Source organism: Anaerococcus obesiensis ph10, assembly GCF_000311745.1.
GTDB lineage: Bacteria > Bacillota > Clostridia > Tissierellales > Peptoniphilaceae > Anaerococcus > Anaerococcus vaginalis.
This window is the reverse complement of the sequence record NZ_HE978533.1, coordinates 126834-140700: the sequence shown is the minus strand read 5'-3', so window position 1 is coordinate 140700 and position 13867 is coordinate 126834. Positions and strand designations below refer to the sequence as shown.

At 28.4% G+C, this 13867-nt stretch carries 15 protein-coding genes; 10 read left to right on the top strand and 5 right to left on the bottom strand.

What is annotated here, in order from left to right:
- The first annotated feature begins 12 nt into the window (after window positions 1-12).
- Together HGAG_RS09980 and HGAG_RS09975 are read left to right on the top strand one after the other, a co-directional pair.
- A complete protein-coding gene (locus HGAG_RS09980; protein WP_019119009.1) occupies window positions 13-639 on the top strand; it encodes a hypothetical protein in 627 nt (208 codons plus the stop codon).
- A complete protein-coding gene (locus tag HGAG_RS09975; RefSeq protein ID WP_019119008.1) occupies window positions 632-1633 on the top strand; it encodes a Gfo/Idh/MocA family protein in 1002 nt (333 codons plus the stop codon). Before HGAG_RS09980 ends, HGAG_RS09975 begins: the two co-directional genes overlap by 8 nt.
- A gap of 142 nt (window positions 1634-1775) precedes the next feature.
- Here the strand turns inward: HGAG_RS09975 and HGAG_RS11030 are convergent, their stop codons facing one another.
- On the bottom strand, window positions 1776-2177 hold the full coding sequence (locus tag HGAG_RS11030) for a methylated-DNA--[protein]-cysteine S-methyltransferase (protein ID WP_019119007.1): 402 nt from the start codon (window positions 2175-2177) through the stop codon (window positions 1776-1778).
- Complete coding sequence (locus HGAG_RS09965) at window positions 2177-3034, bottom strand: hypothetical protein (RefSeq protein ID WP_019119006.1); 858 nt, start codon at window positions 3032-3034, stop codon at window positions 2177-2179. Before HGAG_RS09965 ends, HGAG_RS11030 begins: the two co-directional genes overlap by 1 nt.
- Window positions 3035-3257: 223 nt before the next feature.
- On the opposite strand from HGAG_RS09965, the gene HGAG_RS09960 reads away from it, so the two are divergent.
- The 8 genes from HGAG_RS09960 to rbsB all read left to right on the top strand — a co-directional run bounded on the left by HGAG_RS09960 (window position 3258) and on the right by rbsB (window position 11847).
- Window positions 3258-4574, top strand: a complete 1317-nt coding sequence (locus tag HGAG_RS09960; RefSeq protein WP_019119005.1) for a glutamate-cysteine ligase family protein — start codon at window positions 3258-3260, stop codon at window positions 4572-4574.
- Complete coding sequence (radA, locus tag HGAG_RS09955) at window positions 4561-5934, top strand: DNA repair protein RadA (RefSeq protein ID WP_019119004.1); 1374 nt, start codon at window positions 4561-4563, stop codon at window positions 5932-5934. The genes HGAG_RS09960 and radA overlap by 14 nt, the downstream gene beginning before the upstream one ends.
- Window positions 5935-6195: 261 nt before the next feature.
- Window positions 6196-7185: a LacI family DNA-binding transcriptional regulator gene (locus HGAG_RS09950; RefSeq protein ID WP_019119003.1), complete on the top strand. Its 990-nt coding sequence runs from the start codon at window positions 6196-6198 to the stop codon at window positions 7183-7185.
- Window positions 7185-8078: a ribokinase gene (locus tag HGAG_RS09945; RefSeq protein WP_019119002.1), complete on the top strand. Its 894-nt coding sequence runs from the start codon at window positions 7185-7187 to the stop codon at window positions 8076-8078. Before HGAG_RS09950 ends, HGAG_RS09945 begins: the two co-directional genes overlap by 1 nt.
- On the top strand, window positions 8075-8467 hold the full coding sequence (gene rbsD / locus HGAG_RS09940; RefSeq protein ID WP_004839714.1) for a D-ribose pyranase: 393 nt from the start codon (window positions 8075-8077) through the stop codon (window positions 8465-8467). Before HGAG_RS09945 ends, rbsD begins: the two co-directional genes overlap by 4 nt.
- A 9-nt stretch (window positions 8468-8476) precedes the next feature.
- Entirely contained in the window at window positions 8477-9958 is a 1482-nt protein-coding gene (locus HGAG_RS09935; RefSeq protein ID WP_019119001.1) for a sugar ABC transporter ATP-binding protein, read from the top strand.
- On the top strand, window positions 9955-10899 hold the full coding sequence (locus tag HGAG_RS09930; RefSeq protein WP_004839717.1) for an ABC transporter permease: 945 nt from the start codon (window positions 9955-9957) through the stop codon (window positions 10897-10899). The genes HGAG_RS09935 and HGAG_RS09930 overlap by 4 nt, the downstream gene beginning before the upstream one ends.
- A gap of 9 nt (window positions 10900-10908) precedes the next feature.
- Window positions 10909-11847: a ribose ABC transporter substrate-binding protein RbsB gene (rbsB, locus tag HGAG_RS09925; RefSeq protein ID WP_004839719.1), complete on the top strand. Its 939-nt coding sequence runs from the start codon at window positions 10909-10911 to the stop codon at window positions 11845-11847.
- A gap of 172 nt (window positions 11848-12019) precedes the next feature.
- On the opposite strand, the gene HGAG_RS09920 is transcribed toward rbsB, so the two are convergent.
- The 3 genes from HGAG_RS09920 to HGAG_RS09910 are packed head-to-tail and all read right to left on the bottom strand — an operon-like array spanning window position 12020 to window position 13861.
- On the bottom strand, window positions 12020-12463 hold the full coding sequence (locus tag HGAG_RS09920; RefSeq protein WP_019119000.1) for a PTS sugar transporter subunit IIA: 444 nt from the start codon (window positions 12461-12463) through the stop codon (window positions 12020-12022).
- A gap of 38 nt (window positions 12464-12501) precedes the next feature.
- On the bottom strand, window positions 12502-13005 hold the full coding sequence (locus HGAG_RS09915) for a PTS sugar transporter subunit IIB (protein WP_019118999.1): 504 nt from the start codon (window positions 13003-13005) through the stop codon (window positions 12502-12504).
- A gap of 1 nt (window position 13006) precedes the next feature.
- Window positions 13007-13861, bottom strand: a complete 855-nt coding sequence (locus HGAG_RS09910) for a PTS system mannose/fructose/sorbose family transporter subunit IID (RefSeq protein WP_019118998.1) — start codon at window positions 13859-13861, stop codon at window positions 13007-13009.
- Window positions 13862-13867 lie beyond the last annotated feature (6 nt).

Here is a 13867-nt window from a genome sequence, read left to right as displayed (position 1 = left end):
TTGGGAGGATATATGTTTTTTAAAGATACATTCAAAAAATATTTTGATGAAAAATTAATTTTTATTATTTTTACAATTTTAGCTATGGTATATCTATCTTTGAAATTGTTGATAAATAGGGGAGGACTAATATTTTTATTTTATTTTTTTATTTCTCTTTTGACCTCCCTTATTTTTAGAGAGGCTTGTCTTTCGGATGAAATTTATTTTGAGGATAAGAAAAAGCTTAATAAAAATAATATTCTATCATATATTTTAAGTAAAAATTTATTCACAATTTTTCTTACAGGTGTGCTAGTAATTTTGGTTTTCCTACTTAGTTTTTTGTTAAAATATAAATTAGTAGGTATCAAAGATTTTTTTGATATTATAATTTTAATTCTTGCTACATTGGCAAGTGAGAATATAGTTTTGTTATTTTATAATAAGCCTATATTTACTGAATATCCAAAATCAATGATTGGAGATAAATATATAGGCAAAGGCTATATTAAATCATTTTTTCCATCTTTTTTTATTGATTTATTAATAACTTTAGTCTTTGAAAGACTTTCTTTGATATATTTATTTATTTTTTGTTATTTAATTTCTACAATTATTTTTTATATTAGGGTAAAAAATAGGGGGTTATATGATTAACTTTGTAAGCATAGGTTCAAATTTTATAGTTGAAAATGTTTTGAAAACTGTGGTAAAAATGGACGGATATAATTATTATGGAGCCTATTCAAGGTCTATTGAAAAGGCTGATTATTTGAAAGAAAAATTTGGGGCAGAAAAATCTTTTGATGATCTTAAAAAAATGCTTGAAGATCCAAAAATTGATTTTGCTTATATAGCAAGCCCAAATTCTTTGCATTATAAGCAGGCAAAAATGTGTCTTTTGGCAAATAAAAATGTGATTTGTGAAAAGCCATTTTTTACCAATACAAAAGAGCTTGATGATTTAATAAAAATTTCAAAAGAAAGAAATTTGTTTTTGTTTGAGGCGATTTCCATAAAATATTTGCCAAGCCTTGAGATTTTAAAAAATCTTTTGGGAAAAATCGGAAAAATTTCCACTTGTATGATTAATTATTCCCAATATTCATCAAGATTTGATAAATATAAAGAAGGAGTTGTTGAAAATATTTTTAAAAGCGAATTTTCGGCAGGAGCTTTGGCAGATCTTGGAATTTATAATTTGCATTTGATTTATGAACTTTTTGGAAAAGGAAAAGATTATTCATATTTTGGAAATATAAATCCATACGGCGTTGATATTGCAGGGCAAGGTTTGATCTCTTATGGAGATTTTTCTGTATCATTTACCAATGCCAAAGACAGTAAAAGTGAAAATTATATAATAATCCAAGGCGAAGAAGGCTATATAAAAGTTTTGGGAAATATTCAAGAGGCAGAAAAAATTGAATGTTTTTCAGATGGAAAGCTTGAAATTATTGATATAAAAAAAGAAAAAGATTTGTATTTTTATGAATTTGAATATTTTAAGAAAATTTTTGAAAAAAAAGATTACAATGCTTTTGAAAAAAGACTTTTTGAGTCAAAAGATGTTTTGGAAATGTTTGAAAAATTGAAAAAAACTGGGAAAATCAGAGATTGTTACAATATGATAGAGCCAAGTAGTAAATAAATTTTTGAAAAAAATTATGAAATATTAAAAGAAAAAAATCTTAGGAAATTTTAAAAAGACTAAGCTATTAAAATTTCCTAAGAAAAATTCCTATTACAATTCATTTATATTTTATTTTTTTCAAGCTCCAATAAATATTTTTTTAAATCAAGTCCATAAAAAATCCACCCAAATTATTTTTTCCTACAACTCTGTGGCAGGGAATTCTCAACAAAATTGGATTTTTCCCACAAGCAGAGCCAATAGCTTGGTAGGCCTTAGAATTTATTTTTTCGCCAATTTCTTTGTATGTTATAGTCTTTCCATAAGGGATTTTTTCAATTTCTCTCCAAACTTTTTTTTGAAAATCTGTCCCTTGAGGATTTATTTCAAATGAAAATTTTTTTAAATTCCCATCAAGAAAGGCAGAAATTTCTTCAAAAGAAAAATCTGAAATAAAAGATTCTTTGCCAGACTTTTCTTCATCAACCAAAGCAATTTTTTCAATTTTTTCATTATATTCAATTTCAAAAATAAATTTATCTTTTTTATAATATGCTTTCATTATTTTACTTGTTCCCTGAAAGGAAATTGATTTATTTCGTTTACAAGTATGTAAACTCTGCTTATGTCTTTTTCTATAAATGGATTAATAGTTATATCTAACCAGTAGTTTACATCATCACTCATTTCTGATCTTTTTCTTAAAGGAAGATATAAGGTAAATTTATCTTGGAAAGAATGAATTTTTTCATCACTTGCTTCAAATCCGTAAGGAAGATCGACATATTTTACTGTCATATCCTGTCCATCAATATTTTGAACTTCTTCAGTATTTACTGGACTATTTATTTCTGCTCTATCAAGTCTTAAAGTATAGGAAGTTTCATCTACTTTTGAATCAATTGAGAATTTTCCATTAAATTCACAAACAGCTACACTCTCAGCATCATAATCTTTATAGACACCTGTAAAATTGCCATTTTCTGTAAAATTTAATATAGTCCACCAGCCGCCAGCTCCAGATGAAAATCGAAATTCTTTTCCATTTAAATCGTTTAAAACTTCAGGATAATTATTAGAATTGTCTGATAGGTCGGGATTTGTAAATGTTACATAAGATTTTTTTTGGCTAGGAGTTGGTACAGTTTGAGTTTTGTTTTCTGAATTATTTTGATTATTGGTAGTATTTGTTTCTTGATTTTCGTTTTGGTCTGTCTTATCTTTTGCGATTTTTTTATCTACATTGTCTTTTTCTGTTTTTTGAGAAACTTTTTCGTTTGAATTATCTTCTTCTAATTTTTGAGTTTCTTTTGTTTGGCTTTTTGTTTCAGGTTCTTTTTGATTATTTTTTATAATTTTTCCGCTACAAGATGAAAAGATTAAAGCCATAGTAAAAATTAGTGCTAATTTCTTTTTCATATCTCCTCCTTTTTTACTATTTAAATTATATTTTTATTAAATATAATCACGTAAGGATTTTTAAATTTTCTTAATTATATTATATACATTTACAAGAAAAAGATAAAATATTTAAAATTATTTTGCTTTTGATAAGATTATTAAATTAAATATAAGCAAATTTATTATTAAAGTAAAAAGGGTATATTAAGAATAGAAAAATGTCTAGAAAGTGGAGGATGTCGTGAATTATCAAGAAAAAAAAGATAAAATTGTTGAATATATAAAATCTGGCGAAAGCCAAAAGGAAAATTTTAAAATTGGTCTAGAAATGGAGCATTTTGTTATAGATAAAGATGAGCTTTTTTCTTATGATTATTTTGGAGAAAAGGGCGTGGGCAGTACTTTGAAAGATTTAAAGGGTATGGGTTTTTCTGTGACAAACGAGGAAGATGGATATATTCTTGGACTTAGAAAAGAAGATATTGCTGTAAATCTTGAACCTGCTGGTCAATTTGAACTTGCAATTGATGCTAAAAAAAATATAAATGATTTGGATAAGTCTTATAAAAAAATTATGGGAGAAATTGTTCCGATTTTTGATGAAAAAAATCAATATCTTGAAACCTTGGGCTATCATCCAAAATCAAAAATAATGGATTTGAATATTATTCCAAAAGATAGGTATAAATATATGCAAAAATATTTTACTGAATTTGGTGGAAAATATGCTTTAAATATGATGAGAGGAACTGCAAGTGTTCAATCTGCCATAGATTTTTCAGATGAAAAAGATTTTAAAAAGAAATTTTTTGTAGCAAATGCTCTTGCACCTTTTATGTACACTCTTTATGACAATGCCTATATTTTCCAAGGAAAGCCTTATGAAAATAAAAATCTTCGCCAAGAAATTTGGGAATATTGTGACAAAAATAGGACGGGCGTTTATGATTTTGCCTTTGATGATGATATGTCTTATGAAAAATATGCAGAAAAAATTTTAAACACTGATATAATTTTTGTTCATGAAGATGGACAAGATGTTTATAAGGGGAATACAAAATTTGAAAAAATAATGGACAAAGATTTTTCTGATGAGATTATTTTTCACGCTCTTTCTATAGTTTTTCCTGATGTTAGGGTTAAAAAATATATAGAAATTAGGATGCCTGATGCAGTTTCTTATCCATACAATCTTTCTTTTCCAGCCTTAATCAAGGGTTTATTTTATAATGAAGAAAATCTAAATAAATTGAGAGAAGATTTTAAAAATATGACTTATGATTCTTGTCAAAAATTAAAAATGGATGCAAAAGAGCACGGCTTTGATGCAAAATATGAGGGGAAAACTATTTGTGAATGGATAAGATATTTTATTTCTTTAGCAAAAGCTGGACTTAGCTGTCAGGAGAAAACTTATCTTTCTTGTATTGAAAAATTAATTGATGAAAAGGAAACTTTGAGAGATAAATTTGAAAAAATTTATAAGGAAGATCCAAAAAAAGCTTGCGAGCAATTTTCTGTAAATTATGTCCTAGGTGAGATTAATGGCAAAGCTTAAAAGAGCTTTTGAATGTAAAAATTGTGGTCACGTTCAAAATGTTTGGGCAGGTCAATGCCCAGAATGTGGCAAATGGGGAACTTTAATTGAAAAAACTATAAAAAACGAAAGGACATCATCAAAAGAAAATTCCCTTGATTTTGAAAATGAGGCAAGGCTATTAAAAGAAGTAAAACTTGATGAGTTTGAAAGAATAAAATCTTCTTTTGACGAATTTGATAGGGCGATTGGCGGAGGACTTGTAAGAGATTCTGTTTCAATTTTGACAGCAAGACCTGGAGCTGGAAAATCTACTTTGCTTTTAGAGTTGTCTTCGTCTTATGCGAAAGATGGTTTTAAGGTAATGTATGTTTCTGGAGAAGAAAGTGAATCTCAAATAAAAGCAAGAGCTGATAGAATTATTGGAGAAATTTCAAAAAATATTTGGATTTTATCAACAAATTCAATGGATCTTGCAGAAATTGAAATAAAGAAAAAAGATGCCGATATTGTAATTTTAGATTCAATTCAAACATTTTTTCTAAACGAATTTGATAACAAACAAGGTTCTCCTACCCAAACTATTGAATGCGCAAATAAATGCGTTGACCTTGCAAAAAATCCTGAGAAAAAAAGAGCCTTTATTATGGTAGGCCACATGAATAAATCAGGAGAAATGGCAGGGCTTAGAACCTTGGAGCATTTGGTAGATACGGTTTTAGTTTTAGATGGAGAAAGCGAAGATGACCTTAGGCTTTTGACGAGTACAAAAAATAGGTTTGGACCAACGGGCGAAGTCGGATTATTTTCCATGCAAGAAGAAGGTCTAATCGAAATTACAAATCCGTCGGAATATTTTATTACAGAAAGAGATTCGGGAATTGAAGGATCAGCAATTTCTGTTATGAAAGAAGGCAGTAGGCTTTTGGAAATTGAAATAGAATCCTTGGTTTCAAAATCATTTATGCCCTATCCCCAAAGAATCGGCGATAGTTTGAGAAAAGATGACTTAAATACTTTGATTTCAATTTTACAAGAAAGAGCAGGAATTAATCTATTTGACGAAAATGTAATAATAAAAGCAACAGGCGGACTAAAAATTAGAGAGCAATCAGTAAATCTTGCCATAATGATTTCAATTGCCTCATCATATTTAAAAAAACCAGTCGATAACAAAACAGTTTTTATAGCAGAAGTAGGACTTACAGGAGAGCTTAAAAAAGTTCCGCAAATAAAATCCAGACTAAAAGAGATAGAAAGACTAGGCTACAAAAAAGCCTATATAGGAAAATGTTCAATAGATAAAAAAGAATATAAAAATTTAGAAATAAAAGAGATGAAAAATATAAAAGAAGTAATTTCAGATGTTTTTTCCAAATAAAAATTATTTATAAAAATCGCATTGATAAAAATAAAATATTTTCAGTGCGATTTTTTAATTGAAAAATAATTTTTTTAAAAGGATTAAAGCTAAAAAATTTCAAAAACAATCGAAAAAAATTTTTATTTACTTATAAAAATACTTATAGAATAATTTGCTAAATATTTTCATATTTTTTTTAATAGGTAGAAAAAAATCTATTGACAAAGCCTTAATAAAAGAATATATTATAGTTAATTAAAACGTTTTAACGAGGTCGATATGGCGAATATAAAAGATGTAGCAAAACTTGCTGGAGTATCTATTACAACAGTTTCTATGGTTTTGAATAATACTAACAACAAAATATCGGATGCAACTAGAAAAAAAGTAATTGAAGCGGCAAATACTCTTAGTTATAATCCAAATAATTTTGCCAAAGCTCTTGCTAGTAAAAAAAGCAATGTGATTATGGCTCTTATTCCAGATATTTCCAATCCTTTTTTTTCTTTGTTAGTTAAAAATCTTACTTATTATGCAGAAAAATATTCTTATTTTTTGTACATTCACAATACTAATAATAAAAATATTAAAAAGCAAGAATTTATTAATATGATTACTAGCAATGTTATTGGAGCATCTTTGCTAGTTGATAGAAATATGAAAGATTTAGACGACGAGCTAGTAAGAAAAAATAATATTATTTTTTTGGATGAGGTTGATTTTGATGATAGAAAAACTCACATAGTTACTGGCAATAATGAAAAAGGTGGATTTTTGGGCATGCAATATTTAATTGATAGAGGATTTAAAAATATTGGGCTTTTAATAGGTCCAAGGTCTACTGCAAATTCTTCAAGAAGATTATCTGGTGCCATAAAAGCTGCTATGAATAATGATATTTATATTGATTCTTCAAATATAATTCATGGGGATTATTCTTATAAAGGTGGTTACAAGGCTGGAAAAATTTTTTTAGAAAAAAAAGTTGATGCTATTTTTTCTTTTGCTGATATGTCTTCATACGGACTTTTGAAATATTTTGATGAAAACAAAATAAAAGTTCCAAGAGATATTTCTTTGATAAGTTATGATAATTTATTTTTAAATAATTTAATTAGTCCAAAATTAACATCAATTGACCAAAATTTGGAAATGATAGCAAAATCTTCTATTGAAATGGCGGATGATTTGATAAATGGAAGAAAAAATAATAAAAAAGTTATGGTAGAGCCTTTTGTGGCTTGTGGAGAAAGTGTAGGTAAAAAATAATGAAAATACTAAATTTTGGTTCTTTAAATATTGATATATTTTTTAGAGTAGAAAATATTGTAAAGCCAGGAGAAACTATAAGTGCAAAAAGCATTGAAAAAAGACCAGGTGGAAAGGGACTTAATCAATCTGTTGCTCTTAGCAAAAGTTTTGAAAATGTATATCACGCAGGAAGCGTAGGAGATGATGGTGTTTTTCTTATTGATTATTTAAAAAGTGAGAATATAAATACAAAGTATATAAAAAAATCTGACAAATTAACTGGAAATGCGATTATCCAAGTAGATGATAGGGGAGAAAATTCCATAGTTCTCTACAAGGGAGCAAATTTTGATAATGACAAAAAATTTATAGATGAAGTTTTGGATAATTTTGATAAAGATGACATTTTGCTTTTGCAAAATGAAATAAGCTCTATGAAATATTTGATAGATAAGGCCTATGAAAAGGGAATGAAAATAGTCTTAAATCCTTCTCCAATAACAGATGAGATAAAAGAATTTGATTTTAATAAAATAGATTTGCTTTTGGTAAATGAAATAGAGGCAAAGAATATAGCAAATAAAAATAGTGTGGATGAGAGCATTGATTATTTTACATCAACTTATAAAAATATAAATTTGATTGTAACTGTTGGAAGTAAAGGATCAATTTTTGTAAATAAAGATGAAAAAATTAAACAAGAAGGAATAAAAGTTGAATCTGTTGACAGCACAGGAGCTGGAGATACTTTTACAGGATTTTTCGTATCATATTTTTATCAAGGAAAAAGTGTAAGAGATTCTTTGAAGTTTGCAAGCCTAGCGTCAGCTCTTTCTGTAACAAAAAGCGGGGCTAGCATATCTATTCCAAGCCTTTGTGATGTAAAAGAATTTGAAAGGAAGAATGTATGAAAGAAAAAGGAATATTAAATAGCGAAATTTCAAAAAGACTTTCTGATTTGGGACACACAGACCTAATAGCTGTTGGAGATTGTGGTCTTCCAATTGATTCTGACAAAAAGATTGACTTAGCACTTAAACTTGGCGAACCTAAGTTTATAGATGTTTTAGAAATTCTGCTTAGTGATTTTGGTTGCGAATATTATTATTTGGCAAAAGAAATCAAAGAAAAAAATCCAAGTCAAGAAGAAAATATTAAAAAACTTTTGCCAGATATTGAATGCGAATATATATCTCATGAAGAATTTAAGAAAAAATTAAAAGACGTTAAATTTGTTATAAGGACTGGAGAAAATACACCTTATTCAAATATAATTTTAAGGTCAAAGAATATCTTTTAGGAGGATTTTATGAAAATTGAAATGAAAGATATTTACAAGTCTTTTGGTAAAAATGATGTTTTAAAAGGAGTGGATTTTACCTTAAATGATGGAGAAATTCATGCTTTGGTAGGAGAAAATGGAGCAGGAAAATCTACTTTGATGAATATTTTGTCGGGAGTTTTATCTAAAGATAAGGGAGAAATTTTAATTGATGGCAAAGAAGTTGACATAAGTGATACAAATGTAGCCAAAAAATATGGAATAAGTTTTATCCACCAAGAATTATCTGATTGGCCAGAGCTTACAGTTATGGATAATATCTTTATGAATAATGAAATAAAAAATGGAATTTTTCTTGATAAGGCAAAAATGAGAAAAAAATGTATAGAACTTCTTGAAAGATTTGATTTAGATATAAATCCAAAAACAAAAGTTTCTGAACTTTCAGTTGGGCAAAGACAGATGATGGAAATAGCAAAGGCTAACTTAAATAAAGTAAATGTTCTAATTCTTGATGAGCCAACATCTGCACTTACAAATAATGAAATTGACAAATTATTTAAGCTAATAAAAAGACTAAGAGATAAAAATGTTTCTATGATATATATTTCTCATAGAATGGAAGAAATTTTTTCATTAACTAATAAGATTACAGTAATGAGAGATGGAAAATCCGTATCAGTAATGGATACTAATAAGACTGATGAAAGAGAAGTTGTTTCTTATATGGTAGGTCGTGATATTGGAGATTTTTATCCTGAAATGGATGCTGAAATTTCTGATGTAAAGATAGAGCTTAAAAATTTTAATAGAGAAGGATTTTTTAAAGATATAAATATAAAAGCAAAAAAAGGAGAAGTCCTTGGTATTTCTGGGCTTATGGGAGCAGGAAGAACAGAGATTATGAGATCAGTATTTGGACTTGATCCTAAAGATAGTGGAGAAGTATTTATAGATGGTAAAAAAATAGAAATAAAAAATCCAGCAGATGCAATAAAAAATAAAATTGGATTTGTAACAGAAAATAGGCAAGAAGAAGGATTGATTCTTGATGAATCAATTAGAGAAAATATTTCTCTGTTAAATTTTGACAAATTTTCAAAAAATTCTTTTATAGATAAAGCAAAAGAAAAAAATCTTTCAGATAATTTGGTAGATAGTTTTAAAGTTAAGACCCAATCATCAGAAAGCAAAATTAGCGATTTATCTGGAGGTAATCAACAAAAAGTAGTTTTTGCAAAATGGTATGCGATTGGTCCAGAAATATTAATCCTTGATGAGCCAACCAAGGGCGTTGATGTAGGGGCAAAAAGAGAAATTTATGATTTAATAAAAGACCTTACTAATAAGGGAGTTTCAATTATACTTATATCAAGCGATTTGCCAGAGCTTATAAGTTTATCAAATAGAATTTATGTAATTCATGAAGGAAAAATACAAGGAGAACTTTTAAAGAAAGATGCTAGCCAAGAAAAAATAATGACCCTTGCAACAGGAGGAAGGTTATGAGTAATATAAAAAATCGATTTAAAGAAAATCAAAATTTAGGGACAATAGTTGCCTTACTTATTTTGATATGTTTTGTGAGCGTACTTAATCCAGCATTTTTGCAAGTTAGCAACTTGTTAAATTTGATGCGCCAATTAATCATAAATGGTTTTGTGGCATTAGGAATGACTTTTGTAATTTTAACTGGAGGAATTGATCTTTCAGTTGGTTCAACTCTTGCCTTAAGCTCAGCAATTTTTGCAGGGCTTTTGCAAAATGGAACAAATACAATTCTTGCTATACTTGTAGCTATTTTATTAGCTATTATTTTGGGGCTAATAAATGGTTTGTTAATTACAAAAGGGAAACTTGCACCATTTATAGTAACACTTGCAACTATGACAATATTTAGAGGACTTACTTTAGTTTTTATGGACGGTAGACCAATAGCAGGACCTAGAGATGACTTTGCTTTCCAATTTTTAGGAAAAGGACAAGTTTTAGGAATTCCTTTCCAAGTTATTTTATTTATAATTGTTTATATAATACTTTGGATGATTTTAAATAAAACTTCTTATGGTAGAAAAATATTTGCCGTTGGAGGAAATGAAAAAGCAAGTTTTATTTCAGGAATTAATATAGCAAAATCAAAAACATTTGTATATGTAATAAGTGCATTGATGGCAGTTATATCTGGTCTTGTACTTACATCAAGATTAAATTCTGCTCAACCAACAGCAGGTTCAGCCTATGAAATGGATGCTATAGCAGCAGTAGTTTTGGGTGGAACAAGTATGACAGGTGGAAGTGGATCATTAACAGGAACATTAATAGGAATTTTAATTTTAGGAGTCCTTAATAACGGACTAAATTTATTGGGAGTTTCAAGTTTCTATCAACAAATAGTAAAAGGAATTGTAATATTAATAGCAGTTCTAATAGACAGAAAGAGAAATAAATAGGAGAAAAATATGAAAAAATTTAGAAGAATATTGGCAGTTTTAGCTATAGCTATGTTTACATTCACAGCTTGTAGCGTTGAAGGACAAGATAAAAATGATAATGCATCTAGTAATGCAAAAGAAGAAACAAAAGCCAAAGATGGCGAATATAAAATTGGAGTTTCTTTATCAACTTTAAACAATCCATTTTTTGTATCAATAAGAGAAGGCGTTGAAGAGGCAGCAAAAGATGCAAACGCAAAAACAATTATAACAGATGCACAAAATGATTCTTCAACACAAAACAACCAAGTAGAAGATCTTATAACACAAAAAGTTGATTTGATTATAATTAATCCAGTAGATTCAACAGCAATTTCAACATCAGTAAAAAAAGCTAACGAAGCAAATATACCTGTAATATGCGTTGATAGAAATTCTGATGAGGGAGAAATTGTAAGTTTAATTGCAAGTAATAACGTAGAAGGTGGTAAACTTGCAGGCGAATTTATTCTTGAAAAAATTGGAGAAAACGCAGAAGTTATTCAACTAGAAGGAATTCCTGGAGCAAGCTCAACTCGTGAAAGAGGAGAAGGATTTAAAAAAGCTACAGATGGAAAAATAAATCTATTAGCAAGCCAAACTGCAAACTTTGATAGAGCAGAAGGAATGACAGTAATGGAAAATTTACTTCAAGCTCAACCAGATGTAAAAGCAGTATTTTGTCAAAACGATGAAATGGCATTGGGAGCAATAGAAGCAATAAAAGCTAGCGGAAAAGATATTGTTGTAGTTGGATTTGATGGAAACGAAGACGCAATAAATGCTGTAAAAGAAGGCTCAATGTCAGCAACAGTTGCTCAAAAACCAAAGGAAATGGGAAAAATCGCTCTAGAAACAGCAATTAAATATCTAAAAGGTGAAAAAGTAGAAGAAAAAGTAGATTCACCACTAGAATTAATCAAATAAATTAAATTCCCAATAATAAGCCTAAAATTAATTATTAACTATCAGAAAATATTAAATTAAAATACCAAGGTTAAACATATTAGCCTTGGTATTTTTAAATCTAATTTTAAAATAAAAAAAATCGTGCTAGGGATATTTTCTAGCACGATTTGTAAGGGAAAAAAATTTTTATCTAAAAATCATCATCTTCATCTGGGTTTTCTATTTGTATTTTTTCATATTTCCATTCTAAGACTTCTTGTTTTGTGATTTCTAGGATATTTTTTACAACTTGGTCTATGTTTTCTTCTAAGACTTGGCCATTTATTGCTTGAATTAGCATTTGGAAATTTAAATTTCCTATTAATGATATTTTTTCATTATTTTCTAATTTTGATATGGCAATTTGGCTTTGGGTGTAAGGGGATGCTGAAATTAAATCTGTAAAGACAATTACTCCATCGCCTTTGTCTAAATTTATTATTTTTTCTTTTATTTTTTCGTTGAAATTATTTATGTCATCTTCTGGATATAAACCTAGATAATCTATGTTTTCTGCTTGACCAAAAATAATTTCTGCTGAACTTTTAAATCCTTGTGCAAGCTTTCCGTGACTTACAATTAGTATTCCTATCATTTTTTATCCTTTCTTAATTCAAGGGGAGCTTAAATGATTTATAAATCAAAATTTTTTAAAACTTCGTCTAAACTTGATTTTGGTGCTGATGGGGTTGCTTGAAAATAAATATTGTCTATTTTATAATCTTCTCTTAACTCTTTTAATTTTTTTGCATCTTCTTTGTTAAGATAAACTGATTTTGTAACTAACAAATCATTTTCGTCTTTTTTTGCTATTCCTCCAACGTTTAATTCGCAAACTTCAACGCCGTGTTTGATTAATTTATAAAATACATCTATGCTTTTTGCAACTAGGATACAATTATAATCTTTAAATTTGTATTTGTCCCAATAGTAGAATGCTCTTTGTTCGTTTAAAACTATTGTTTTCTTTCCTGTTCTATTTCCAGCACTTTTGTATAAATCTTTCATAAAAGTTTCGTTGTAAACGACATCATCTACTACAAAAATTGAATTTACTCCGTCTTTTTGCGATAGGGTAATCATTACTTGTCCGTGAATTAATCTTTCGTCAACTCTACCTAATACTACTTTTCCCATTTTATAATATTCCTATTCCTGCTAATACTGCTAAAATTATTGTTAAGCCTAATAAAGCTTGAGTAACTTTTAAACCTTTTTTCAAATAAAAAACATATACGCCAAGAACTGTTACTAATGGCAAAGCTCCTGGTAATACTTTATCTAAAAGCTCTTGGAAAACAAATTCTTTTCCTGAGATTGTAAATTTTAATGCTGAGCTTACTTTTACATAATTTGCTGCCAAAATTCCCATCATAAAAAGTCCCAAGGCTGATAAAATATTTATTGCGTTTTGAACTCCTGTGCTTTTTAATAAACTTGATGCGTTTTTACCTAAAACAAATCCTTGTTTTGCAAAAAATCTTCCGATAAAAACTTGGTATAAGGAAAATCCTACGAATGGAAACAAAGCTCCCATTGGGGATCCTGCTTGTGCCCAAGAAATTGCTATTGCTATAAAAATATATTGGATTGTTCCTGAATCAATTGCATCGCCAATTCCTGCAAGAGCTCCCATTAGTCCTGCTTTTGTATTATACATCAAATCATCGGTCATAGTTATTTCTTCGTTGTTGTATTCTTGAAGGGCTCTTTCTTGTTCCATTGATGACATAAGACCTGTGATTATTCCACCGCCCCAAGTAAGTTGTGTATTGAAGAATAACAATTGTCTTTTGTAAGCTTTTTTCAAATCTTCTTTATTTTTATATAATTTTTTCAAAACTGGCATCATTGCATATAAGAGGGAAGGTGCCAAATATCTTTCAAAAGTGTGAGGAATTTCGTTTGCGAAATGCCATCTTAAATATGCTTTTCTAACATCTTTTAGCTCTAATTCTTCTGGAGCCATTTCGTCTTTTTTTATATCTTGCATTTTAAA

Bases quoted from the DNA above. Each gene is read 5' to 3' on its own strand.
- HGAG_RS09980 (WP_019119009.1), top strand. From the start codon at position 13: ATGTTTTTTAAAGATACATTCAAAAAATATTTTGATGAAAAATTAATT.
- HGAG_RS09975 (WP_019119008.1), top strand. From the start codon at position 632: ATGATTAACTTTGTAAGCATAGGTTCAAATTTTATAGTTGAAAATGTT.
- HGAG_RS11030 (WP_019119007.1), bottom strand. From the start codon at position 2,177: ATGAAAGCATATTATAAAAAAGATAAATTTATTTTTGAAATTGAATAT.
- HGAG_RS09965 (WP_019119006.1), bottom strand. From the start codon at position 3,034: ATGAAAAAGAAATTAGCACTAATTTTTACTATGGCTTTAATCTTTTCA.
- radA (WP_019119004.1), top strand. From the start codon at position 4,561: ATGGCAAAGCTTAAAAGAGCTTTTGAATGTAAAAATTGTGGTCACGTT.
- HGAG_RS09950 (WP_019119003.1), top strand. From the start codon at position 6,196: ATGGCGAATATAAAAGATGTAGCAAAACTTGCTGGAGTATCTATTACA.
- HGAG_RS09945 (WP_019119002.1), top strand. From the start codon at position 7,185: ATGAAAATACTAAATTTTGGTTCTTTAAATATTGATATATTTTTTAGA.
- rbsD (WP_004839714.1), top strand. From the start codon at position 8,075: ATGAAAGAAAAAGGAATATTAAATAGCGAAATTTCAAAAAGACTTTCT.
- HGAG_RS09935 (WP_019119001.1), top strand. From the start codon at position 8,477: ATGAAAATTGAAATGAAAGATATTTACAAGTCTTTTGGTAAAAATGAT.
- HGAG_RS09930 (WP_004839717.1), top strand. From the start codon at position 9,955: ATGAGTAATATAAAAAATCGATTTAAAGAAAATCAAAATTTAGGGACA.
- rbsB (WP_004839719.1), top strand. From the start codon at position 10,909: ATGAAAAAATTTAGAAGAATATTGGCAGTTTTAGCTATAGCTATGTTT.
- HGAG_RS09920 (WP_019119000.1), bottom strand. From the start codon at position 12,463: ATGATAGGAATACTAATTGTAAGTCACGGAAAGCTTGCACAAGGATTT.
- HGAG_RS09915 (WP_019118999.1), bottom strand. From the start codon at position 13,005: ATGGGAAAAGTAGTATTAGGTAGAGTTGACGAAAGATTAATTCACGGA.
- HGAG_RS09910 (WP_019118998.1), bottom strand. From the start codon at position 13,861: ATGCAAGATATAAAAAAAGACGAAATGGCTCCAGAAGAATTAGAGCTA.